A 24206-nucleotide genomic window follows, 5' to 3' on the forward strand; every position below is an offset into this window, starting at 1 on the left:
CCGAAATTAACAACGTTTAACTCGCCGGTTCGCGCCCCCCGCCCAAGAATGAAGTGCCCTGCCCTCTCATCGGTTTTTCCGGAGCAACGGCGCTGACCCGACGTGCTGTGCGCCAGCGCCTGCTCCCGACACGGACATTGCTTATGATTCCACTTCAGCACAACAGCGTCCCCTCCTTTGCCAGCGAAACGCGGGCACCCACCCCGGGCGGCCTGGCCCCCTGGCGGGAAAACCTGGTCAAGCAACTGATTCTCGAGCGTCTGAGCGAGCCCCTGGAAGTCACCGAGCTGGCCCGTGCCTGTGCGCTGTCGCGCAGCCACTTCTCCCGCGCCTTCAAATGCACGACCGGCCTGTCCCCCCAGGACTGGATCCGCCAGCAGCGCATCCTGCGCGCCAAGCAACTGATCCGCGACACCGACCTGAGCCTGACGCAGATCAGCCTGGAATGCGGTTTCTGCGACCAGTCGCATTTCTGTCACATCTTCACCCGCAGCGAAGGCATCAACCCGTTTGCCTGGCGTTGCCAGAAGCTGGGCACCGCTCCTGCCCCGCAGGCGACACGCCACCTGTGCTACGTAGAACGGCCGGTTTCTCGATAATCCGCCAGGTGCCAAAGGGCCTCGACCCACCGCGCCACCCTCGCCCCCTGTGACAGCTCCCCGCATTGCCCATCGCCCGGCCCCGCGGGCCTGTTCGTCCGTTGCCTGCCGGGAGATTGCGCAGCGGACAAAACCTGAGGAATATACTCGGGCACCGCGACAGGCCACGGCGGCGACCACAGGACATGCAGCAGGAGCCAACCGTTGAACCTTTCCCCCGAGCAGACCGTGCGTTTCGGGCCCTACCGGATCCACCCCGGGCAACGCCTGGTCATGGAAGCCGAGCGCCCCCTGCGCCTGGGACGACGAGCCATGGATATCCTGTTGATCCTGCTGGAGCACGCGGGCCAGGTGGTCAGCAAACAGACCCTGATGACCCGGGTCTGGCCCAACAGCGTGGTCGAGGACATCAACCTGCGAGTGCACATGGCCGCGCTGCGCAAGGCCCTGGGCGACGGTCAGGCCGGCCAGCGTTATATCGTGACCGTCGCCCAGCGCGGCTACAGCTTTGTCGCGCCGTACCAACTGGACGTCCGTCAGGTCCCGCCGCAAAACCTCGCCCCAACGCTCCAGGGCCATAACCTGCCGGTGCGTCGGACCCGCATGATCGGCCGCCAGCCGTTGCTCGACAGCCTGTTGCAGCACCTGCCACGCCAGCGTTTCATTACCCTGGTCGGCCCCGGCGGCATCGGCAAGACCACCCTGGCCCTGAGCGTGGCCGAACAACTGATCGGGGCCTACCGCGACGGCATCCGCCTGCTGGACCTGGCACCGCTCACCGACCCGGCCATGCTCGGCAGTCACCTGGCGACGCTGCTCGGGGTCGGCCTGCCCGACGGCGACGCCATTGCCCTTCTCGTCGGCGCCCTGCGCGAGCGCCAGATGCTGCTGGTGATCGACAATTGCGAGCACCTGCTCGACAGCGTCGCCCTGCTCTGCGAAAGCATCCTGCGCGGCGCGCCCCAGGTGCATATCCTGACCACCAGCCGCGAGAGCCTGCGGGCCGAAGGCGAATTCGTCCAGCGCCTGGAGTCACTGGATTGCCCGCCCGCCATCGCGCCCCTGGATCGTCGCCAGGCCTTGGGCTTTCCAGCCCTGCAACTGTTCGTCGAACGCGCCATGGCCAGCCTGGACAACTTCGAACTGACGGAAGCCGAACTGCCGCTGGCCATCGAGATCTGTCGCCGCCTGGACGGTATTCCCCTCGCCATCGAACTGGCGGCCGCCCAGGTCGACCGCTTCGGCCTGGGCGGCCTGCTGGCGCAGTTGCAGGGCAGTTTTCGCCTGCTGGCCCAGGACGGCCTGACAACGCCCGCGCGCCATCAGACATTGCGCGCCACCCTCGACTGGAGCTTCGCCCTGCTCAGCCCCGGCGAACAGATCTGCCTGCGCCGGCTGGGCATCTTCAGGGGTGGCTTTACCCTGGCCTCGGCCGCGGCGGTGGTCATCGGCGCGCACGTCGAAGCCCGCGAGGTCTTCGCCTCGATCACCCAACTGGTCGCCAAATCCCTGCTGAACGTGGAGGTCGGCGATGAGCAGGTGTTCTACCGCCTGCTGGACACCACCCGCGACTATGCCCTGGAAAAACTCGACCTCGCCTGCGAGTTGCCCGGCACCCGCCGGGCCCACGCCGAACGTTGCCTGGCCCTGATGGAACAGGCCCAGGCCGAGTGGCCGGACACCGCCACCGAGGTGTGGATCGAGCGCTACGCCCGGAGCCTGGAAGACCTGCGCGCGGCCCTGGAATGGGGACTGGGCCCCCGGGGCCCGGAAGCCCTGGCGGTCAGCCTGACCGTGGCCTCGACCCCGCTGTGGCAGGAGTTGTCGTTGCTCAGGGAGCATGGCGACCATGTGCGCAAGGCCCTGGCACGCCTGGAAACCTCGACGCAACCGTGCCCGCGCCTGAGCATCGCCCTCAAGCTGGCACTGGGCAGTTCCTGCTACCACACCCAGGGCGGCAGCCGCGAAACCATCGATGCCTTCAGCAGCGCCCGTGACCTGGCCGAACACCACCATGACGTGAACGGCCAGCTGCGCGCCGTGTCCGGCCATATGGCGGTCAATCTCAGTTGCGGCAACTACCATGAAGCCCTGCGACAGAGCCGGCAGTTCGATCGACTGGGCTTGCACGACGACGCGTTGCTGTCCCTCAGCACCCATCGCCTGCGGGTCCTGGCGCTGCATTTCGCCGGCCACCAGGAACGGGCCCGCGATCACGCCGAACAGGTGATCCAGCGCATGGCCCACAGCGGCCACCTGAACCGGTTCACCCATGGTTTCGGCGTCCAGTACGATCAGAGCGTGGCGTCGTTGACCATCCTGGCGCGCATCCTCTGGTTGCAGGGCTACCCGGAACAGGCCTGGAAGACCGCGCGCCAGGCCCTGGACATCGCGTTGCAGATCAATCACGGCACCTCGGTGTGCTACACCCTGGCCCTGTCCGGTTGCCCGATCGCCCACTGCAACGGCGATACCCGCACCGCCCGTGACCTCCTGCGGCTACTGCTGGAACGGGCCCGGCAGCATTCGGTGCTGCTGTTCCACACCTGGGGCCAGCACTACGCCCAGGTGATCGACAACACGGTATCGGCATCTGCGCCGTCGCCCGCCAGTGGCCTGGTCAAGGAGATCATGGTCACCCTCGACCACCGTCTGGTCGACGACGCCTTGCTGGAGCGGGCCGAGAGCGGCGCGGCAGGCTGGAGCACCGCGGAAATCCTGCGCGCCAGGGCGCAGGTGCTGTTGGCGGAACAGGCCCCGGACGCGGCGCAGGCGCTGCTGCTCAAGGCCCTGGAGGTGGCACGAGCCCAGGGGGCACTGGCCTGGGAGCTGCGCAGCGCTGTCACCCTGGCCCGGCTCTGGCGGCAACAGGGACGCGTGCAATCGGCCCATAACCTGCTCGCCCCGATCCATGCCCGCTTCAGCGAGGGTTTTGCCACGCCGGACCTGATCAGCGCCCGGCAATTGCTCGATGTGTTGCCGCTGCGCCAGTCAGCCTGAAGCCCGTTGCGCCTGGCGAAGGTAGTCGGCATGACGCCGCTCCAGGGCGGCCTTTTGTCCACTGCGCTCAAGCCGTTCCAGGGCGTAGCCGCGGGTGGTGTTGAGGAACCGATAGCGGGTCACGCCGCCGCGGCGCGTCACCGCCAGCAAGGACTTGTGCGCCAGCCGTGGCACCAGTTCCAGCAGTTGCGCCGGGCCCAGTCGTGCGCAACCACAGACCGCGAGGACGGCGTCCAGGGTAAAGCCCGGCTTGAACACCGCGAGGCGCTGCAACAGCGTCTGTTCATCGGCGCTCAGGCGTTCATAGCTCCAGTCCAGCGCCGCCTTCAGGCTCTGGTGCCGTGATACGGCGGTCCGTCGCCCCTGGGTCAGCAACTGACAACAGTTGCCCAGTTGGGCCTGCACGCCAACCAGTGCCAGGGCGTCGATCTGCGCAGCCGCCAACTCGATGGCCAGGGGCAGGCCGTCGAGTCGCCGGCAAATCTCGCGCACCGCCACCAGGTCGCGTTCGCGCAGGACAAACCCCTGCTGGCAGGCCCGGACCCTGCTGACAAACAGCTGTACCGCCGAATAGCCCATCACCTCGGCGACGCTGCCCAGCGCGCTAGCCGGCGGCGTCGTCAGGGCCGGCAGGCGCTGGACGGTTTCGCCGATGGCCAGCAACGGCTCGCGGCTGGTGACCAGCACCGCCAACCGCGGCGAGTCGAGCAAGAGTTGCTCGACCAGGTGGCGACAAGGCTCGAGCAGGTGCTCGCAGTTGTCCAGCACCAGCAAGGCCTGCCGGGGCACCAGTGCTTGCAGGCCGCCCTGCAACCCCAGGGTCTGTACCAGGTGATCGACCAGGTGTGCCGGATCATCGACGGTCGACAGGTCGATCATCCAGACACCGTCGCGGTAATGCTCCAGGAGCAGTTCGGCGACCCGCAGGGCCAGGGTGGTCTTGCCGATACCGGCCGGTCCCACCAGGGTCAGGCAGCGCCGGACCGGCAACTGCCGGACCAGACTGCCGACCAGCGCATCACGCCCGATCACCGCTGTCAGCCGCGACGGCAGGTTGTGCCGGGGCGGGTGCAGCCCCTCGACGGCCATCGGCAGCGCTTCGTGTTCGTGCCGGACCGGGGCAACGAAACTGTAGCCGCGCTGGGGCAGGTTGACGATGTAGCGCTGGCCGTCCTGGCCGTCACCCAGGGCCCGGCGCAAGGCAGCGATATGCACCCGCAGGTTGATGTCCTCGACCACCGAGTTCGGCCAGACCCGGGCGATCAGTTCGTCCTTGCCGACCACTTCGCCAGCGTGTTCGAGCAGCACCTGGAGAATGTCCAGCGCCCGCCCGCCCATGCGCAGCGGCCGATCCCCGGCCAGGACCAGGCGCCGGCCCAGGTGAAAGGCGTGGTTGCCGAAATGCAGCACCGTGGCGCCGTGTGACTGTCTGAGACTGTTCATGCCCGTTCACTTGCTGATGGACCCGGCCAGGGTTGACCGGCACGAGGTGAGTGTCGCCAGAGAATACAGCATCGGCGTGATAAAACTGTCAACTTGAAAGAGACAGTCTTTCAATTTCCATCTACTTATTGCACCAACGGGTAAACATTAACCTTCTCTCCACTCGGACGAATTCACGTCCCGCAGAGGAGAATTCATCATGCTGACCCTTCGTAAAGCCACTGATCGCGGCGTCGCCAATCACGGCTGGCTGAAGTCGTTCCACACCTTTTCCTTCGCCAACTACCGCAACCTCAACGAACAGGGTTTTTCCGACCTGCTGGTGATCAACGATGACCGGGTCGCGGCCGGCAAGGGCTTTGGCCAGCACCCGCACCGCGACATGGAGATTTTCTCCTACGTGCTCGACGGCGCCCTGGAACACAAGGACACCCTGGGCACCGGCTCGGTGATCCGCCCCGGCGATGTGCAATTGATGAGCGCCGGCAGCGGTGTAGCCCACAGCGAGTACAACCACTCGGCCAACCGGCCCGTGCACTTCCTGCAGATCTGGATCGTGCCGCAGGTCAGTGGGGCGCAACCGCGTTATCAGCAGGAGCATTTCAGCACCCAGAAGAAGCGCGGGAAAATGGCCTTGATCATCTCCCCCGACGGTGCCCAGGGCTCATTGCAGGTGCGCCAGGATGCGCGGGTCTACGCCGGTCTGATCGACGGCCAGGAATCCACCAGCATCGAACTGGCCGCCGACCGCTACGCCTACGTGCACGTGGCCCGTGGCAGCGTCGAACTCAATGGCCTGGCCTTGCAGGAAGGCGACGGCGTACGGGTTCGCCAGGAACGCCTGTTGACCCTGAGCAACGGCGTGGATGCCGAAGTGCTGGTGTTCGACCTGCGACCGCAGGAGTTGCCGCAAATGCCATGAGCGTGAACCGCCCGGGGGCCCGATGCCCCCGGGCTTCATGCTTCGGCGACGGCGAACATCTCGACAGTCTCGTCGATGACCATCCGCCCCGCGCGCGGTGGTGATCCAGATGAAACCCGCAGACCGGTGCGTTCGACCCTGCGCGATTGTATGTGACTGTATCCCCGCCGCCTCCAGCCAACTTCGCATACAAATCCCGACCTGCACGACATGCGCGCGATACACGACGGGTGCCTGATGGGCTCGCCGTATCCGCGGTGTCCCGCGCGGCCCAGCCGTGCATGTGCAGGAGAACCATGATGTCCGTCATTGCGTCCCGTAACCCCCTTGGAACCTTCGGCCTGGTCCTGGCCGTCACCGCCCTCGCCGCCTTCTCGAACTTGTCCCAGGCCCAGGAAGCCACCGCGCCGGCCATGAAAAGCTGGCAGACCGGACTGCACCGTACCGACCTGGTGCAGAAGGACCTCGACGCCACGTCCGGCCGCGAAGTGATCCAGACCCGGGTCGACTTCGAACCCGGCGTAGCCGCGCCCCGCCACTCCCATCCCGGGGTGGAAGTCGCCTATGTGCTCAAGGGCACCATGCAATATGAGCTCGAAGGGCAGCCGCCCGTGACGCTCAAGGCCGGCGATTCGCTGTTTATCCCCGAGGGCGTCGCCCACCTGGCGAAGAACATCGGCAAGGACCAGGCCTCGGAACTGGCCACCTACGTGGTGCACAAGGGCAAGTCGCTGGTGGAACTGAAACCGTAACGCCAATTCAGGCAAACGCCACCCCAAGCGCGTGGCGTTTGCCTGGCCGCACGGCAGCGAATCCTAATTTCTCGATATCGCCGCCTAGTTTTCAAATTGCCCTGGCGCACCCGAGGTGGCCTAATCGGAGCTTTGTAATCTAAGGCTCCCACATGGAAAACGTTAGAGCTTCAAGCGCTCATGCCGTCTGGCTGATGGTCAGCGTGGTACTGGTCGCACTCAACCTGCGGCCGTCAATGGCCGCTGTCGGCCCGCTGCTGTCGGCCATTCGTGGCGATATCCCACTGAGTTTCAGCGCCGCCGCGTTGCTGACCATGCTGCCGGTCATGGCCATGGGCCTGGCGATGTTCCTCGGCATGCGCATCGCCCAGCGCTTCGGCGAGCACCGCACCATTGTCGTGTCGCTGCTGGTCATCGGCCTGGCCACCGCTTCGCGGCTGTACCTGGACAGCACCGCCGAACTGATCCTCAGCGCGGTACTGGCCGGCCTCGGCATCGCCCTGATCCAGGCGGTGATGCCGGCGCTGATCAAGTCGCGCTTCAGCAACAATGTCTCGTTGTTCATGGGTGTCTACGTCACCTCGATCATGGGCGGCGCGGCACTGGCGGCGTCGTTCTCGCCGTTTGTCCTGGCGCAGACCGGCAGTTGGCGGATCAGCCTGGCGGTCTGGGGACTGCTGGCACTGGTGGGCCTGATCGTCTGGTTCGCCCAGCGCTCGGCGGTACCGCACCTGCCCCAGGCACCGGCCAGCGGTCGCCAGGAATCGTTCGTCGGTAACTCGCGGGCCTGGCTGCTGGCGATTTTCTTCGGCCTCGGCACCGCCTCCTACACCTGTGTGCTGGCCTGGCTGGCGCCCTACTACGTGGAAAAAGGCTGGAGCGAACAGAGCGCCGGCCTGCTGCTGGGCCTGCTGACCGCCATGGAAGTGGTGTCCGGCCTGGTGACCCCGGCGATTGCCAACCGCAGCCAGGATCGCCGCCTGGTGCTGGCGGTGCTGCTGTTGCTGATCATCGCCGGCTTCTGCGGCCTGATCCTCAGCCCCGAACGCTTCACCCTGCTGTGGCCGTGCCTGCTGGGCCTGGGGATCGGCGGCTTGTTCCCGATGAGCCTGATCGTCTCCCTCGACCATCTGGACAACCCGCGTCGCGCCGGTGGCCTGACCGCCTTCGTGCAGGGGATCGGCTACCTGATCGCCGGCCTTTCGCCGCTGATCGCCGGGATGATCCGCGACCAGCTGGGCAGCTTCGAGTGGGCCTGGTGGTCCCTCGCGGCCGTGATGGCGGTAATGATCGTGATGGTGCTGCGCTTCAATCCCAAGCATTACGCACAGCATATCCAGTAAGCGTCGACGGTCCTTCCAGGGTCTCCCCAGCGGCTGCCCGGCCAGCCTTGAAAGGACCGTTTCCCGTCTCCCCGCGCCACTGCGCCACGCCTCTTCCCACCCGTGCCCGCAGGCCATCATGGCCACGCACGCCCAACCCTGGAAACACTCATGAAACCAGCCAGTTTTGCCACCGCTCACGGCGGCATGTTGATCTGGGCGATCCTGATCGCCGCGTCTTTTTTTGCCGCCGCCGAGGTCGGCCAGTCGATCGACCCGATCCTGCTGACCGGCCTGCGCCTGTTGTTTTCCGCCCTGCTGTTCCTGCCGCTGCTGTTGAACAACACCTCGCCGATCTCGCTCAAGGGCCTGCTCGCCCATGGAGTGCTGGGCCTGTTGCTGGCGGCGTATTTCGGCTCGCTGTTCGAGGCGTTGCGCTACACCACCGCGGTCAATACCGCGACGCTGTACACCTTGGTGCCGCTGATGACGCTGTGCTTCGAAGTGTTCTTGTTGCCCAGCCCGAACCTGAAGACCCGCCTGGCACCGATGGTGCTCGCGGCGGCTGGCGCCGTGATGCTGATCCTCAAGGGCGCGGCGCCGGGAGAATTGCCCGCGCTGTATCCGGTACTGGTATTCGGTGTCGGTTGCCTGGCGATGGCGCTCTACTCGCCCTTGAGCCAACGCTTCAAGGCCGGCGTGTTGAAGGGCCGCGATCCGGTGGCGATGACCTTCTGGAACATGCTCTTCGGCGCGCTGTTCCTGTTGGCGTTCTGTCTGTTCAGTGGGGGCTGGCGCAGCGGGACGCTGCTGACGGGGCGGGATATGTTCTGGCTGGTGTACCTGGCGCTGTTCGGCACCCTGGCCACCTTCTGGCTGCTGCATCGGGCCATCGGGGTGATCGCGCCGTCGACGGTGATTTCCTATGTCTACCTGAACACGCTGTTCGTGACCCTGTTCCACTGGTTCTGGCTCAGGCAGCAACCGACGCTGATCGAAGCCGTCGGTGCCGTGCTGGTGGCGGTCGGCATGGGGGTGCTGGTGATGACCAGTCGTACCCCCAAGCCGGTGCTGGCGTAAACGGCCTCAGGCAGTCGTTGCACCCCGGGGCATGACCGGGGTCCAGCGCTCCAGCTGGCGCTCGAGGAACGCGGCGACGGCCAGCAGGCGCTCTTCCTGCCAATGGGGCCCGACGATCTGGATGCCGATCGGCAAACCGCTGTCCGGGTCATGGCCGGCGCGAATCACCACCGCTGGCGAACCGGACAGGCTGAACGGGAAGACAAAGGCATAACGGTCACGGTCGTCCAGGGACTCGCCATGGGCAAAGGCCACGTCCGGGAACACCGGACAGATGAACAGATCGTGCTCGGTGAAGAACTTCGCCAACTGGTAGCGGAAGGTGTCGATCGCAATCCAGTCGCGCTTCATTTCGTCGACGCTCAGCTCGACCTCGCCACTGAGCCGGACCAGTTCCGCCGTCGCCGGGGTATAGGCCTGCTTGTTCATCGCCTGGAACAGCCGTTGCCAGCCACGACCGCCATCGGCGCCGGTGATGAACACCCGCCACAACACGTCGCAGGCCTCATCAAGCATCGGCGGTACCGCCGCAGAGAGCCCGGCGACCACCGTCCCCAGGCACGCCTCGACCCGCTGCAGCACCTGCTTCACCCCAGGGCTGACCCGGGTCCGCGCCGATTCCCAGGACAGTGCCACACGCAGCTCGGCCAGGGGCTTGCTCTCGACAAAGGGCACGTCGACGGTGTCCGGATCCTGACCGTCGGCACCGCTGATCAACGGCCCGAGCAAGGCCAGGTCATCGACATACCGGCCCATCACGCCAAAGGCCGAAGTCAGGTGGAAAAGGCCCGAGCGGTCATTGGGAAACTGCCCGGTCAACGGCACCCGGCCCTGGGTCAGCTTGAGGCCGCAGATGCCATTGAAGTGCGCCGGAATCCGCACGCTGCCGCAGGCATCCGAGGCCAGGCCGGCCGGCGAGCAGCCGGCGGCGATGGCTGCGGCTTCACCGCCACTGCTGCCGCCGGCGGAGCGCTGCGGATCATAGGGGTTGAGGGTGCGGCCATAGAGCAGGTTCTCGGTCTCGAAGGCCATGCACAGCTCGGGCACGTTGCTGATGCCGAGGATGATCGCCCCGGCTTCGCGCAGCCGCGCCACCACCGTGGCGTCCTGCTCGCTGGTCTCGCCGAGCAATTCCTCCAGGCCCCGCGACATGCGAAAACCCCGCACATGACAGACGTCCTTGATGGTCAGCGGGACCCCGTGCAAAGGTCCGCGCAGCTTGCCGATACTGGCCAGCTCGTCAGCCTCGCGGGCCTGGCGCCGCAGTTCGTCGACCGACTCCAGCTGGATCAGCGCATTGATCGACCGATTGCGCTCGGCAATGCGCTGCAGGTAGAACTCCAGCAGGTTCACGCTGGTCAGCGCGCCCCGGCGCAACAAGCCGGCCATTTCGCGCAGGGTCAGGGTGTCCGGATTGAACATGTTCAGCGCTCCCCCTTGCTGCGCAGCAGCTTGTTGGGGATCTGGTACATGTTGCGCACCACCAGGGAGAACGCCTTGATCCCCAGGGCCGGCCGCTGGGCGATGGCCTCCAGGGCTTCCTCGGTCATGGTCAGCACATGCCGCAGCGCCTCGGGAGTGATGTTCAACGGCGGATAGAAACGCAACACCGGGCGACTGGCCTTCTCGTTCATCGAATGCCCGGCATGAATGCCGCGCTTGCCCAGCTCCATGCTCATCAGCGCTTCATAGACCGAGCCGCGCAGGCGCAGGCCGGTCATCAGGCCGACACCCGGCACGTCCTCGACGATCTGCGGGTAGCGCTCGGCCAGCCGTTGCAGGCCGTGGCGCAGCAGGCCGCCATTGACCCGTGACTGCTCCACCAGGTCGTGCTGCTCGATGTAATCGATGGCCGCCAGAGCCGAGGCACAGGCCACCGGGTGACCGCCGTTGGTACGCTGGTCCGGCTCGATCTCGCGCAGCGGATGCTGCCGGGTCAGGCGCTGGCTGTACATGGCACAGGCAAACGAGGTGTAGCCGCCGGTCAGGCCCTTGGAAAGGATCATGATGTCCGGCACCACTTCGTCGTACTGCACGGCGAACCACTTGCCGCAACGGCCGAAGCCGGTCTGGATCTCGTCGGCCACCAGCAGGGTCTCGGTCGCGTCGCACAGGGCACGGATGTTGGCCATGTAGCCCACCGGCGGAACCTGCAGGTGCGCGCCGCCGAGGATCGGCTCGACATACACCGCGCACACGCCCTCGCCCACCGCCTTCTGCAAGGCGGCGAAGTCGCCGTACGGCACGTAGGTCACCTGCGGCGCATGGGTGCCGTAGCTGCGATGGTGCTGTTGCTGGCCGAGGATGCTCATCGCCGCCAGGGTCTTGCCGTGGTAGGAATCGCCCATGACCACGATGCCGCGACGATGCTTCTGTACCTTGAGCACGTAACGCAGGCTCTGCTCGATGGCCTCGGCGCCGGAGACCATGTACTGCACATCGCCCCAGTCGCCCGGGACCAGGTCGCGCAGGCGCTCGGACAGCGCCTCCTGCAACGGATGCACGCGCCCTTCCGGAACCCACGCCATGCGGTTCAGCTGGTTCTGCACCTGCTCGCGCACCAGCGGGTTGCGATGGCCGACGATAAACACCCCGTAGCTGCAGGCGCAGTCGATAAAGCGCTTGCCGGCATGGTCGGTGACATAGATGCCATCGGTGTGCTGTTCGACGCTGGTCTTGCCCAGGCGGTAGAGCTTGGCCGCCGAGGCACTCCAGTGACGCTGGCAATCATCCAGCAGTTGCTCATGAGGCAGGGTTAAGGACATGGCTGAAAGTCTCCTTGATAATCTGGGCGGCACGCTGGATGGGTTCGGCACGGGCGGTGATCGGGCAACGCAGGATCAGTTCGCGGCCCCGTGGTTCGCTGACGTAGACGCCTTGTTCGTACAGCGCCTCGCACAGCTCGGCCGGTGTCAGGTCGGCGGGCACGGGCACACTGACCCAGGCGCCGCAGGCCACCGCCCCGACCGGGGCCAGTGCCTGGGCCAGGAGCCGACCGTTCTCCAGGCACTGCCTGGCCGAATCGTGGGTGCGCACATAGTCCAGCGCGGTCAGCGCGGCCACGCAGGCCATCGGGTTGCCCGCGGTGGTGCTGCCGTGCTTCGCCGGGCTGCTGCGACCGTAGACGTCATAGGCCATCCGCTCGCTGCAGGTATAGGTGCCGATGGGAATGGCGCCGCCCCCCAGGGCGCCGCCGAGGACCACGATATCCGGCGTGTTGCGATAGCGCTGGAAGCCGAACAGGTGGCCCAGGCTGCCCAGGCAACTCTGCACATCGACCGCGATGACCGGCGCCGAAGCCTTGGCGGCCCGGGCATACACCTGGTCGAGCAGTGCCTGGTCGATCAGGCGCAGGTGACCGCTGCCATCGATCACCGTGCTGGTGTGGCAGACCGCGAAGCAGTCGTTCCAGTCGACCGTGTCCAGGTCACCGACCTGACTGATCGCCACCCGCTCGAAGCCGAGGAAGCGCTGGATCTCCTGATAGTCCTGGGACGCACTCAGGCAGCGCCCGTAACTCAGCGAGCCATAGTCGCCGCCCTGGATGAAGACAATCGTCTTGCCCTTGGGCTTGAGGCCCTTGCACAGCTTCAACGCACCCTCGAAGGCTTCGTCGCCGGAGCTGCACACATAGGAGCTGACCAGCGGCTCGGGCAACTGCTCGGCCAGGGTGCGGCACAGGGCGATCAGCGGCTCGGACATCAGCACCCGGTTGGACAGGCCCATGATGCCGGCCTGGCGGCTGACCGCGTCGATCACCTCGGGCACCTGGAAGCCGAAGCCGCCGCTCAGGTCGACGATCTGGCGACCGTTGCCGTCGGTGTAGGTCTCGTACTGGCCGGTGATGATTTGTTTGTTCCTGGTTTTCATAGAGAGGTCTCAGCGGTAGCTCAGGGCGTTGAAAATGCGCCGACGGTCGTCAACGATGGCTTGGCGGCCGTGCATCACCCTGCGGTTGTCGATCATCACCATGTCGTGGTCGCGCCAGCCCACCGGGTAGGTTTCCTGGGCGGTCACGGCGGCGATCTCGACCAGGAACTCACCCGGGATCGGCAGCCCGGACAGCGTATCGATCACCGGCGCCTCATAGTTGAAGGACGGTCCGAGGATGCTGTTGGCGAAGGCCGGACGCCGGCTGAACTCCGAGACCAGGATCGCCGAGGTGGTGAAGGCGTAATGGATCGAGTCGTCGGTCGGATTGAAGGAAATCTGCGTGCGCGGATCGTCGCCGATGACCTGCAGCAGGTCATCGATGACCACCGCCGCCGGGTCCGATAGCGTCGAGGAATAGTGGCAGACCAGGCGGCGCCACTTGTCGCCGGCAACGGTGCGGCTGTAGCGGATCGGGTTCAGTTCGAAGAACTCGCGGCACTGCGGCGAGAGTTTCGCCAGGACCCGCTCGCCATCGCACAGGGTGGTTTGCGAGCCCTTGCGCGGCGCTTCCTGGCAATAGAACCAGGTGATGTCCGGCCAGAACGGCGAGTTGCCGTTCTCGCAATGCAGGCCGACGGCATCGCGCCCCGCATCCACCAGTTGCGCCGCGCCACCGACCATGACCCGGGCCGGATCGAGGCTCAGCCGCGAGCTGTGCTGGCGGACAAAGGCACTGAAATCCTCGGCGTTGTGAATGCAGTTGCGAAACAGCACGACACCGTAGTGTCCGAGCAATTCGTACAGTTCGGTCTTGCCGAGGCTGCCGAAATGGCGCGGTTCGACAATCGAGATATCGGGGTTTTCAGAGTGATAGGCAGGCGTGTTCATGGTGTGCATTCCCTTGCAGAGTGGCGAAGACAGTGGCGATATCGGCGCGCTTCGGGCGGCCGGTCACGGTGTAGAGTTGTTCGAGCAGCGGATCGTCCTTGGTCAGCAGCCACAGGTGGCTCGGGCGCTCGATATCGGAGAAGCGACGGCCCGACCAACTGGCCAGTTCGGCGTGGTCCGGTTGCGCCTCGACACAGAGCAGGGCCACCAGGCCGTGATCCTCGTCGAAGAACACCGCGGCATCGCGCACCCCCGGGTATTCGCGGTATTCCAGCTCGACCTGCTCGGGGCTGACGTTGCGGCCATTGGGCAGGCAGATCACGTTCTTCTTGCGCCCCCGCACATACAGGTAGCCGTCGGCATCCAGTTCACCCAGGTCGCCGGTGTCCATCCAGCCGTCCGCGGACATCGAGCAGGCGCTCGGGTCCAGCCCGGAATAACCGCTGAACAGCGAACTGCTCTTGACCTCGATGGTCTGGTCGGCGCCGATGCGCACCTGGACATGGGGCAGTGGCTTGCCGACGCTGCCCAGGCGCTGGTGCTGCGCGGTGTTCATGCTGACCACCGAGGCGTTCTCGGACAGCCCGTAGCCCTGGAACACCGGGATACCGTCTTCGGCCAGGGCATTGAGGATATCGAGACCGACCGCCGCGCCACCGCAGGTGATATGCACACCCGAATGCAGGTAGCGCGACAGGCGCTCGCCCTGCGCATCACCCCGGGCCAGTTGCTCGTAGAAGCGATTGAGCATCACCGGCGGAACCGTCAGGGCTGTCGGCTGGACCCGCAGGATCCAGTCGATCAGGTTCTGGGGCGAAGCCCCCGGTTCACCCAGCAGCGGCTCTTCTTCCGGCAGGAAATACACGGTCCCACCTGCCAGCAGCGGCAGGTACGCGGCGGTGACCTGCTCCAGCAGCAGGCTCAGGGGCACCAGCGACAGATAGCGACGATGGGCATCGGCCGGCATGCCCTGGCGCAGGGACGTCAGCACCGCCCCCACCGCCGCCGTGCTCAGGCGTACACCCTTGGGCCGGCTGGTGGTACCCGAGGTGTGGATGATCTTGCAGATCCAGTCGCTGTCGTCCGGCTCGTGCAGCAACGGCTGCTCCAGGGCCGGCTCGCTGATACGGCGCAGGCGGTCGGCGGGGAAATCGAGCAGCCAGCGCTCGGCCAGGGTACGCAAGCCTGCGTTGTCGACCAGGAAACCGTCGCAACGCTCGGCCAGGTGCTCGGCCTGGGACTGACTGAAGGCCAGGGGCAGCGGCAAGGCAGTGATCCCGGCAAACAGGCAGGCCAGGTCGGCGATCAACCAGTCACTGCTGTTGCGCGTGGCAATGCCCAGTACCGCACGTTCGCCACCAGGGGTGACGTTGAAGCGGCGCTGCAGCTCGGCGGCGAGGTTCAACGCCCGGTGTTCCAGCTCGCCATAGGTCAGGGCAATCCCATGCTCGGGACCTGCGGCGACACAATCGACCGAGCAGACTTCATGACGGTTGACCTGCAAGGCCAGCCGCAAGTCGGCAATGAACGCACGGCTCATGGTTGCGCCCTCACTGGCAGATCGGTCGGTAGCTGGCTGAACAGGGTGTTCAGGGTCAGCGCGGCGAATCGCGAGCGCTGCGGGTCGACGCGGATAAACCCGGTGACCGGCAATTTCGAGTAGTAGCTGCCCCACTTCTTGCCGGCTTCATCGGCCAGTCGCTGCGGGTCGGCGGCGAGCAGAGGTTCGAAGACGATCTGGCAGCTCTCCATCATCTCCCGGACCCGAGGCGTGACCGTGCACAGCAGGTAGTGGGCCCCCATGCACCAGGCCAGCAGGGGAATCATGTTGACCATGATGATGCCTGCCGTCAGGTGATGGGAGATCAGGCTGCCGATCTCGGCGATGTTCGCGCGGTCGATGGTTTTCTCGAAGCGGCGCGACAGAATCGTCTCCACCGGCTCCGGCAGATACTGCTCGGAGAACAGTGTTCGATGGTCGGCAAAAGTTATACCGGCGCAAGAAAGAATCCGTTCCTCGGCGTCTTGCGTTAGTGCAAAATATTGCGGGTTTGGTTCCACGCTTGCCTTATAAGAGCTGCGAAATTTTTCCTTCACAACTTCCGTTGCCTGCGTCCACAAGGGTGTCTGGCTTTCCGTGACACGTACCAACATTTCGTCCTCCTCCGTCCCTGTGCAGGGGTTATCAAAATGTGAGCCGCGAATATATGGAGGAGGACTCCTACAGGCTATTTAAAAACTAAATTGCATCCGCTAATATACAAATAGGCAGATTTAGTAAAAACCTGAAGAAAAGTAATACCCATGGATATTCACCGAGACGGATTTTATGCTCAATAGCAATTTGCTCAGAAAGCTGGACATGCAGGACCTGATGGTATTCGTCGCACTTTATGAGCAGAACAGCGTCACCGAGGTCTCCGAAACCCTCTGTGTCAGCCAGTCCACCGTGAGCTACTGCCTGAAAAAGCTGCGCACCAGCTTCGAGGACGAGCTGTTCATCCACACCCGTAATGCCATGTGGCCCACCAGCAAGGCCACCAGCATGTACAGCCATGTCATCAACATCATAAAGAGCATCAACCTCTGTCATTCGGAGACCAAATCCTTCGATCCGGCGAAAAAAGAGATCACGTTCAATATCTGTGCACCTGAATATTTTGAACTATTGATTCTGCCCAGCCTGCTGAAGAGTTTTATCAAGAGCAGTTTCCCGGTCATATTGAACATCCACAAGTTTCATAAAGACATTCCGGTCGAGAAACTTGCTGATGGCCGTTTCGACCTGGTTATCTGCTCCGGCCCCAATTTTCATCGCGACGCGAAGAACTTCAAATCCAAAATACTCCTGGACGACGACCTGGTATGCGTGGTCGACAAGAACTTCATGCCACCCGACAACAAGTTCAACCTGGAAACTTTTGTCGAGCGTCAACATATCTTTCCGACGCCCTGGATGTCGGACACCAACATGGTCGACGGCTGGCTCGGCAAACAGGGTTATACCCGGCAGATAGTTGCTCGCTCCAACAGTTATGTCGCGGCGCTTGAGATGATCAACGGCACCGACCTGGTGCTCACCCTGCCCCGTCGCATCCAGGCGCTGATCTGCGACGAAAGCAAGTTTTCCTTCTGCAAACCCCCGGCGGGCCTGCCCAGCTTTACCATGGACATGCTATGGGACCGCAAGGCCGGCCAGAACAGTGCCAACACCTGGCTGCGCGAACAGATTGCCAAGGTCTGCGCCTAGGAGTGTCGCCGAGAGCCGGGACACGCGTTTGAGTGTGTACCGGTTCCGGTTAAATTGGTGCGGTGTCAATTAAAGGCCAAGTGGCGGCTTAGTTGTAAAAACGTCGGACAATCCGTCGATACTCATACTCCGGGCACGAGACACGGAAAACCTCTCGCCAGGCACTGTGCAAAAACATGTTACATACCCGCCGATATGCACGAATGCAGCCGTTCATGGGCATTTGCCGCAGCAACAAGGGACGTTGGCAACATATTGACGTCATTATTATGTTGATAATCTTTTGCTAAAACGCTCGTTCTTCCTTTTCGGGGGGCGTTGTACGTAACAGGTGGGCGGTCATAGGGTCCGACTAGTTGCAGCCAACTACTCCCGACGGTGACGAAACGCTCCCAAGGGATAGATCGAGGTTTAAACCCCAGCCAGGCATGTAGGCCTATTCACACCAAACCTGTCCGTCCCATCTGATTTTCGCCACGGTGCAACACCGCTAGTATCGGCCTGACAACTCCCTGCCATTGACCACCGCGAGGCTGCCTGCGCCCTATGCCCCAGACCACCCGCCTGGCTGAGCCACACACCGCCAGCGTGCAGATACTGCGCATCGAACTGAAAACCATCATTCCCACGATCTGGCGCCAGGTCGCGGTGCCTGACAGCATTTCCCTGGACACCCTGCACCGGGTCATCCAGACGAGCATGGGCTGGAGTGACACCCACCCGCACCGCTTTGAAATCGCCGGCAGGCACTACAGGGCTCCAGTCTCCGGCAGTCATCAGGACGGCTCGCCGGTCGCGGAACAAGGCAATGCCCTGGTTCACGTGTTGCAGCAGCACAGCACGTTCCACTATGTCTACGATTTCGGCGACAACTGGGAGCACCTGATCACTCTGGAAAAGACCCTGCCCGCCGAGGCCTGCCCTGCGTTGCCGTACTGCATCGACGGGGCCAACGCCTGCCCACCGGAAGATATCGGTGGCGCGCCCGGGTATGGCGAGTGTCTGGCCGCATTGACCGACCCCACTCATCCCGAGCACGGAAACATGCTGGAGTGGTTCGGCGAGAGCGGTTTTGATCCGGCCGCGTTTGACGCGGTCCGGGTCAATCGGTTGCTGAGGCAGATCGGCGCCTGAGCCCGCTATTGGCACGCCCCTGGCGCTATCCAGAACGTCTTCAACGAACGTTCGGTCAACACATCCGGCCCCACAGAGGGGAAATCCATTCGTCAATGCTAAGAATAAACTGGAATCTCATTCGCCAACCCCGAACCTGTCGCGGGGTTGCCACACGAGGAACCTTCCATGGCATTCACTCCCCTTGTCCAGGCCCGTCTCGACGCCTGGGTCGCATCGGCCGCCGACTTCGGCCCTTTTCTCCTGGGTCAGGAAACGACCACCACCCTTGACCAGCAGCGCCAGGCCTACGAACAGGTGCTGTCCTCGCACCCGATTCCCGAGGGCGTTACCACCCATGCCATCGATATGGGTGGCATCCCCGGCGCCGTGGTGATTCCCGACGGACTGCAAGGCGAGCGGATTCTTTTCTACATCCACGGCGGGGGTTACGTGGGCGGCAGTCCCAAGGGCTACCTGGGCCTCGCCGGGCACTTCGCCAAGCTGCTGGGGGCCAGGGTCTATCTGCCGGACTACCGGCTGGCCCCCGAACATCCCTTCCCGATCCCGATCGATGACACCCTGGCGGCCTATCGCTGGCTGCTTGAGCAGGGCAACGACCCGCGCTCCATCGTTTTCTCGGGGGACTCGGCCGGCGGTGCGATGGTCGTCTCGGTGATGGTCAAGGCGCGCAACGCCGGCCTGCCTCTGCCCGCAGGCGGCGCGGCGCTGTCGCCATGGGCCAACCTTGCGCATACGGGCGCCTCCATCGACAACCGCGACGGCCTCGACCCGCAGGCCTCGCGCCTGGGGTTGACGCTACTCGCCAAGGCCTTTCTCAACGGTGCGTTGCCTACCGATCCCGATGCCTCACCGGTGTTCGCCGATGTCCGGGGGCTGCCGCCGATTCTTGTGCAGATCGGGGAAAACGAAGTGATGCTCAGCGACGCCATGCGGCTCGCCACCCACCTGGGGGAGAACCGCGTACGGGTGTCGCTGGAGGTCTGGCCGCAGATGTTTCACGTCTGGCATCTGTTCGCGGCGATTCTGCCGCAAGGGATGCAGGCGCTGGAAAACGCGGCGCTTTTCCTCGACCAAGCCATCCTCGACCAGGCCATCCGTGACCAGGCCCCGGTGACTCAGGCCTTGCCCAGCAACTGGTAGCTCTGGTCGGCGCTGGCCGTGGACTGGCGGCCCTTGCCCCAGCCCACGGCCTCGCGGTAGCTGCCCAGCCACTGTCCGGCCTGCCGGGCGATCTCGGCATCGGTGGCGGGCCGATCAGCGTAGGGAGCGACGAACAAGGCATCTTCCGGGCAGTAGACTTCGCACATGTAGCAGGTCTGGCAGTCATCCTGCCGGGCGATCCGTGGTGCCTGCCCCGCCACCGGCGCGAAGACGTTGGTCGGGCAGGCCAGGACGCAGATGTTGCAGCCGGTGCAGCGTTGGGCGTCGATGAGTTCGATCATGCCGCCTGCTCCGCGAGAAGTTGTTCGTCCACCGGTGCCAGCGACTGGTGAGCGGTCCAGACTTCGTCCAGGCCGCCACTGAGCACGCGATGGCGCTGGGTCGTGTCGAGGCGGGTGTAGTCACTGCGCCGATGCATGCCCCGGCTTTCCGTGCGTTCCAGGGCACTGCGGTACATCCAGCGCGAGACGGCGAGCATCGCGCTGGCTTCGCGCAGGCGCAGGGTCTGCTCGCTGTCCGAGGCCGGTGCCGCCGTGCGTACCTGTTGCCACAAGGTATCGAGCCGGCCCAGCGAGGCCTGCAACTCGTCGCCACGCCGAAACCAGTTGCGCTGGTACGGGAAGACTTCGTCCTGCACCGCCTTGATCAAGGCGCCAGGGTCCAGCTGCCGACCCCGCGCATCGAGCAGACCGGCACCACCCTGCTCGCGCAGATGAATACCTCCCGACAGCCGATTGCCCTGGGCGAATTGCGCCGCCCCGGCCCCGGCCCAGAAGCCGGAAGACAAGGCCCAGGCGGCGTTATGGCTGCCGCCGCCGGTGAAACCGCCACAGATCAGTTCGCGGGTCGCCGCGTCGCCGGCGGCGAACAGCCCCGGCACGCTGGTGGCGCACTGCTCGTCGACAATGCGCAGGCCGCCCGTGCCGCGCACGGTGCCCTCCAGGCGCAAGGTCACGGGAAACAACTGGCTGAAGGGATCGATACCGAGACGGTCGAACGGCAGGAAGAAATTCGGCTGCGCCAGGCGCATCTGCGCCTGGGCCAGGGCATCGGCCTTGTCCAGCCGCGCATACACCGCTTCGCTCTGCAGCGCCTTGGCAATGACGCTGCGCCCTTGTGCGGAACCGGCGCCCTGCATGAGCCGGCCATCGCCATGATAGAAGTTCGCCCACTGGTAAAACGCCGACTTGGTCACCGAGGCGAATGCCGGGCACAGGCCATAGGCGTTGGAAAACTCCATGCCGGAAAACTGCGCACCGGCTTCGGCGGCCATCAGGTGCCCGTCGCCGGTCAGCACGTTGCAGCCGAGGGCGCGACTGAGAAACGCACAACCTCCGGTGGCGATCACCACCGCCGCCGCTTCCACCCGCCATGCCTGATGTTTCTGCCGCGAGATACCCGTGGCACCGCTGACGCGTCCGTCAGGGTCGGTCAGCAGTTGCAGGGCCGGACTGTGGTCAAGAATACGCACACCCGCCTGCTTCACCCGCTTGCGCATCAGGCGCATGTATTCGGGGCCCTGCAAGGACATGCGGCGTTGTTCGCCGGCACTGTCCAGCGGGAAGGGATACCCCCAGTCGGCGAGGGTCTGCATATTGCTGTAGGTCTGCGCGAGCACGCGGTCCATCCAGGCGGTCTCGGCCAGATAGCCACCCCGGGCATAACGGCTGGCCTTGGCCGCTTCGCGCTTGCGCGCATCGGGCTCGACGTACCAGACGGCGGTGCCCGACGGCGCGGTGGCCCCGGATGCGCCGCAGTAGCCCTTGTCGGCCAGTACCACACTGGCACCACGGGCGGCGGCGCTGATGGCTGCCCAGGTACCCGCCGGCCCCCCGCCGATGATCAGCACATCGGCACGCCACTCCCGGCCGCCCACGCGCTCTTGCAAACCTGACATGTTGGTCCCCTCGTTGGATTCGCTGAAGTACTGGATGGAGCGAGCCCGACGACAGTCAGGTGGTTGATGGCGTTGCAGCCGGTATTGATACAGCAACGCCGTCGCAGAGGCACCGGCCAAAGTGTTCTTTGCTTATAATCGGTCGTTCGAGCCGCCAATCGGACAGCGCTGGATCGAAACGACTCAGGCACCCGCCAGCTGGCGGCTATCGACAGGCAACTGACGCAGGCGCTTGCCCGTCGCGGCAAACACGGCGTTCACCAGCGCCGGTGCAATCGTCACCGTGGACACCTCACCAATCCCGCCGGGAGACTCGTCGCTGTCCAGCAGATGGGTTTCGATGGCCGGCATCTCGTTCATCCGCAGGACCCGGTAGGTGTCGAAATTGCCCTGCTCGACTTTACCGTCCTTGAAGGTGATGTTGCCGAACAACGCCGCACTCAGGCCGAAGACCGCCCCGCCCTGCATCTGCGCGACGATGCTGTCAGGCACAATCGCGCGCCCGCAATCGACCACGCAGGTCACCTTGTGCACGCGCACCTGCCCAGCGGCATCGACACTCACCTCCGCCACCTGGGCGGCGTAGGTGCCGAAGCAGAAGGTCAGCGCAACGCCGCGGCCCCGGCCTTTCTCCAGCGAGGTGCCCCAGCCCGAGTGCTGTGCGACCGCCTCGAGGACCTTGCGCGCACGCGGGTGCTTGTCCAGCAGCGCCAGCCGATAGGCCACCGGGTCCTGCCCGGCGCTCGCCGCCAGCTCATCGATAAAGCCCTCGACCATGAACACGTTCTGGGTATGCCCGACACCGCGCCAGAAACCGGTGGTAATGCCTTCGGGCGGTTCATGGCGGATGTAGCTGACGCCAATGTTCGGGAAGTCATAGGGACCGCTCGGGTCGCGTATGGCATCGCCATCGATACCGTTGGCAAAGCGTGCCGGCAACCAGCGCGCGAGGATCGACGAGCCCGTCACCTTATGGATCCAGGCCGTCGGCCGCCCGTGGGCATCCAGGCCGGCACTCAGGTGGTTGAAATGGTAGGGCCGCAGGGTGCTGTGACGGGTGTCTTCTTCCCGGGACCAGATGACCTTGAGCGGAAACTCGACCTGCTTGGCGAAAGCCACCGCCTGGGCGACAAAGTCCACGTCCAGGCGCCGGCCAAAACCACCGCCCAGCAAGTGGTTGTGCACCTGGACCTGGGATTCGGCCAGACCGGTCAACTGCGCGGCCACTGCCTGCGCCCGCGCCGGCACCTGGCTCCCCAGCCACAGGTCGCAGCCTTGTGCGCGGACATGCACGGTGCAGTTCATCGGCTCCATGCAGGCATGGGCCAGGAACGGCACCTGATAGACCACCTCGAACTTCCTGTCGGCCTGCGCCAGCGCCTGCGCGACATCACCGACATTACGCACCACGGCCCCCGTGGCCTGGGACGCCTGCTCGATCGCCTGGAGCATTTTTTCCGTGGAGAATTGCCCGTTGGCGCCTTCGTTCCAGCGGATATCGAGCAAGGTCAGGGCCTTGCGCGCCGCGCCCATATGCTCGGCCACCACGGCCACGGCGTTGTCGATACGGATGACCCGCAGCACGCCCTTGACCGCCAGGGCCGCGCGGTCGTCGACGCTGGCGAGGCTGCCGCCGATCACCGGACAGGCCGTCACCGCGGCGACCTTGAACCCTTCCGGCCGGGCGTCGATGCCATACAGGGCCGTGCCGTTGACCTTGGCCGGCGAGTCGGTGCGCTTGCTCGTCAGCCCGATCAGCTGGAAATGCTCCGGGCTTTTCAGCTCGACCTTTTCCGGCACCGGCAGGGTCGCCGCCTTCTCCACCAACTCACCGTAGGTCAGGGAACGCCGGCTAGCCTCATGCCGGACCACTCCCTCGCTTGCCACGCAACTGCTCGGGGCCACGCCCCATTGCAGGGCGGCCGCCTGGAGCAACAGGGTCCGGGCGGTGGCGCCGGCCTGGCGCAGGGGGTCCCAGGCGCTGCGGATCGAGGTCGAGCCGCCGGTGACCTGAAAACCCAGCAGCGGATTGGCATAACGCTTGTTGTCCGCCGGGGCATGCTCGATCACCACCTGGTCGAGACGCACCGCCAGCTCTTCGGCGATCAATACCGGGATCGAGGTGTAGGTGCCCTGTCCCATCTCGACCTGGGCAATAGTGAAAGTCACCTTGCCCTGGCGGTCGACGCGGATAAACGCGTTGGGTTCGAACAGTGTGTTGTCATCGGCCAGGCCGGCACCGATCGCACCGGGCAAGGCCAGGCTCAACAGCAACCCGCCGCCGGTGGCCGCGCCGATTTTCAGAAAGCCGCGCCGCGACACTCGGCCGCCAGCAGTCGTGTCGAACCTGATGTTCATGCGCCCACCTTGACGAAGCTCGCCCCGGCCGCCTGGCGGATCGCCGCATGAATGCGCGCATAGGTGCCGCACCGGCAGATGTTCCCGGCCATGGCGTTATCGATATCGCTGTCACTGGGATTGGGATTGCTTGCCAGCAGCGCCGTCGCCGACATGATCTGTCCGGACTGGCAGTAGCCGCACTGCACCACTTCCAGGGCCTGCCAGGCGTCCTGGATCTTCTTGCCGGCGACAGTCTCGCCCACGGCCTCGATGGTGGTGATCTCGGCCTGGGCCAGGGCACTGACCGGCATCAGGCAGGAGCGGATCGCCACGCCGTTCATGTGCACGGTGCAGGCACCGCACAACGCCATGCCGCAACCGAACTTGGTGCCGGTCATGCCTAGCACATCCCGCAGGACCCAGAGCAGCGGCGTATCGTCATCGACATCGACCGTGTGCACGGTGCCATTTATCTTCAATGTCTGGGTCATGTTCAGCTCCTGCCAGTCGATGGGTCAGCGGTGCGCCAGGCGTCGCCACTG

Annotated in this window: 20 protein-coding genes; 9 read left to right on the forward strand and 11 right to left on the reverse strand. The window is 64.8% G+C overall.

The features are described from left to right. Positions 1 to 143 precede the first annotated feature (143 nt). Together HX881_RS20795 and HX881_RS20800 are read left to right on the forward strand one after the other, a co-directional pair. A complete protein-coding gene (locus HX881_RS20795; protein ID WP_017128878.1) occupies positions 144 to 599 on the forward strand; it encodes a helix-turn-helix domain-containing protein in 456 nt (151 codons plus the stop codon). Between the two features lie 204 nt (positions 600 to 803). Continuing rightward, positions 804 to 3599 carry an ATP-binding protein gene (locus HX881_RS20800; RefSeq protein WP_177086349.1) on the forward strand — a complete coding sequence of 932 codons (2796 nt, stop codon included), beginning with the start codon at positions 804 to 806 and terminating at the stop codon, positions 3597 to 3599. Here the strand turns inward: HX881_RS20800 and HX881_RS20805 are convergent. Then, a complete protein-coding gene (locus tag HX881_RS20805) occupies positions 3591 to 5042 on the reverse strand; it encodes an ATP-binding protein (protein ID WP_177086351.1) in 1452 nt (483 codons plus the stop codon). The genes HX881_RS20800 and HX881_RS20805 overlap by 9 nt on opposite strands. A gap of 199 nt (positions 5043 to 5241) precedes the next feature. Between HX881_RS20805 and HX881_RS20810 the strand changes: the two genes are divergently transcribed. From HX881_RS20810 to HX881_RS20825, 4 genes are all read left to right on the forward strand, one after another. Continuing rightward, positions 5242 to 5964, forward strand: a complete 723-nt coding sequence (locus HX881_RS20810) for a pirin family protein (protein WP_177086353.1) — start codon at positions 5242 to 5244, stop codon at positions 5962 to 5964. A gap of 299 nt (positions 5965 to 6263) precedes the next feature. Further along, positions 6264 to 6716 (forward strand): cupin domain-containing protein, encoded by a 453-nt coding sequence (locus HX881_RS20815; protein ID WP_177086355.1) that lies wholly within the window; start codon positions 6264 to 6266, stop codon positions 6714 to 6716. Between the two features lie 152 nt (positions 6717 to 6868). Next, positions 6869 to 8059, forward strand: coding sequence for a cyanate transporter (locus HX881_RS20820; RefSeq protein ID WP_042936715.1), 1191 nt, complete (start codon positions 6869 to 6871; stop codon positions 8057 to 8059). Between the two features lie 150 nt (positions 8060 to 8209). Then, positions 8210 to 9118, forward strand: a complete 909-nt coding sequence (locus HX881_RS20825; protein ID WP_177086357.1) for a DMT family transporter — start codon at positions 8210 to 8212, stop codon at positions 9116 to 9118. 6 nt (positions 9119 to 9124) lie between these two features. Here the strand turns inward: HX881_RS20825 and HX881_RS20830 are convergent, their stop codons facing one another. From HX881_RS20830 to HX881_RS20855, 6 genes are read right to left on the reverse strand one after another with little or no spacing between them, the layout of a single operon-like run. Beyond that, complete coding sequence (locus tag HX881_RS20830) at positions 9125 to 10540, reverse strand: amidase (RefSeq protein WP_177086358.1); 1416 nt, start codon at positions 10538 to 10540, stop codon at positions 9125 to 9127. A 2-nt stretch (positions 10541 to 10542) separates the two neighbouring features. Beyond that, the gene (locus tag HX881_RS20835; protein ID WP_042936706.1) at positions 10543 to 11883 is read right to left on the reverse strand and encodes an aspartate aminotransferase family protein; all 1341 of its coding nucleotides are present in this window, start codon (positions 11881 to 11883) and stop codon (positions 10543 to 10545) included. Beyond that, a complete protein-coding gene (locus tag HX881_RS20840) occupies positions 11861 to 12988 on the reverse strand; it encodes an aminotransferase class III-fold pyridoxal phosphate-dependent enzyme (protein WP_177086359.1) in 1128 nt (375 codons plus the stop codon). Before HX881_RS20840 ends, HX881_RS20835 begins: the two co-directional genes overlap by 23 nt. A gap of 9 nt (positions 12989 to 12997) precedes the next feature. Continuing rightward, a complete protein-coding gene (locus tag HX881_RS20845; RefSeq protein ID WP_017128860.1) occupies positions 12998 to 13879 on the reverse strand; it encodes a TauD/TfdA family dioxygenase in 882 nt (293 codons plus the stop codon). After that, positions 13854 to 15419, reverse strand: a complete 1566-nt coding sequence (locus tag HX881_RS20850; protein ID WP_177086360.1) for an AMP-binding protein — start codon at positions 15417 to 15419, stop codon at positions 13854 to 13856. The genes HX881_RS20845 and HX881_RS20850 overlap by 26 nt, the downstream gene beginning before the upstream one ends. Next, positions 15416 to 16033, reverse strand: a complete 618-nt coding sequence (locus tag HX881_RS20855; protein WP_042936705.1) for a thermostable hemolysin — start codon at positions 16031 to 16033, stop codon at positions 15416 to 15418. The genes HX881_RS20850 and HX881_RS20855 overlap by 4 nt, the downstream gene beginning before the upstream one ends. A gap of 175 nt (positions 16034 to 16208) precedes the next feature. Here HX881_RS20855 and HX881_RS20860 point away from each other — a divergent pair, with 175 nt between their 5' ends. The 3 genes from HX881_RS20860 to HX881_RS20870 all read left to right on the forward strand — a co-directional run bounded on the left by HX881_RS20860 (position 16209) and on the right by HX881_RS20870 (position 19406). After that, a complete protein-coding gene (locus HX881_RS20860) occupies positions 16209 to 17129 on the forward strand; it encodes a LysR family transcriptional regulator (RefSeq protein WP_177086361.1) in 921 nt (306 codons plus the stop codon). Between the two features lie 546 nt (positions 17130 to 17675). Then, positions 17676 to 18263, forward strand: a complete 588-nt coding sequence (locus HX881_RS20865) for a plasmid pRiA4b ORF-3 family protein (protein ID WP_177086362.1) — start codon at positions 17676 to 17678, stop codon at positions 18261 to 18263. Positions 18264 to 18431: 168 nt separating this feature from the next. Beyond that, on the forward strand, positions 18432 to 19406 hold the full coding sequence (locus HX881_RS20870) for an alpha/beta hydrolase (RefSeq protein ID WP_017128836.1): 975 nt from the start codon (positions 18432 to 18434) through the stop codon (positions 19404 to 19406). Here the strand turns inward: HX881_RS20870 and HX881_RS20875 are convergent. The 4 genes from HX881_RS20875 to HX881_RS20890 form a co-directional block, all read right to left on the reverse strand. Further along, positions 19382 to 19708 (reverse strand): 4Fe-4S dicluster domain-containing protein, encoded by a 327-nt coding sequence (locus HX881_RS20875; protein ID WP_017128835.1) that lies wholly within the window; start codon positions 19706 to 19708, stop codon positions 19382 to 19384. The genes HX881_RS20870 and HX881_RS20875 overlap by 25 nt on opposite strands. Continuing rightward, positions 19705 to 21324 carry an FAD-dependent oxidoreductase gene (locus tag HX881_RS20880; RefSeq protein ID WP_177086363.1) on the reverse strand — a complete coding sequence of 540 codons (1620 nt, stop codon included), beginning with the start codon at positions 21322 to 21324 and terminating at the stop codon, positions 19705 to 19707. Before HX881_RS20880 ends, HX881_RS20875 begins: the two co-directional genes overlap by 4 nt. A 183-nt stretch (positions 21325 to 21507) precedes the next feature. Next, the gene (locus tag HX881_RS20885) at positions 21508 to 23682 is read right to left on the reverse strand and encodes a xanthine dehydrogenase family protein molybdopterin-binding subunit (protein ID WP_177086364.1); all 2175 of its coding nucleotides are present in this window, start codon (positions 23680 to 23682) and stop codon (positions 21508 to 21510) included. Then, positions 23679 to 24155 carry a (2Fe-2S)-binding protein gene (locus HX881_RS20890; RefSeq protein ID WP_017128833.1) on the reverse strand — a complete coding sequence of 159 codons (477 nt, stop codon included), beginning with the start codon at positions 24153 to 24155 and terminating at the stop codon, positions 23679 to 23681. The genes HX881_RS20885 and HX881_RS20890 overlap by 4 nt, the downstream gene beginning before the upstream one ends. Positions 24156 to 24206: the final 51 nt, after the last annotated feature.

Origin of the sequence: Pseudomonas gingeri, from assembly GCF_013386115.1 — a bacterium.
Classification (GTDB): Bacteria; Pseudomonadota; Gammaproteobacteria; order Pseudomonadales; family Pseudomonadaceae; genus Aquipseudomonas; species Aquipseudomonas gingeri.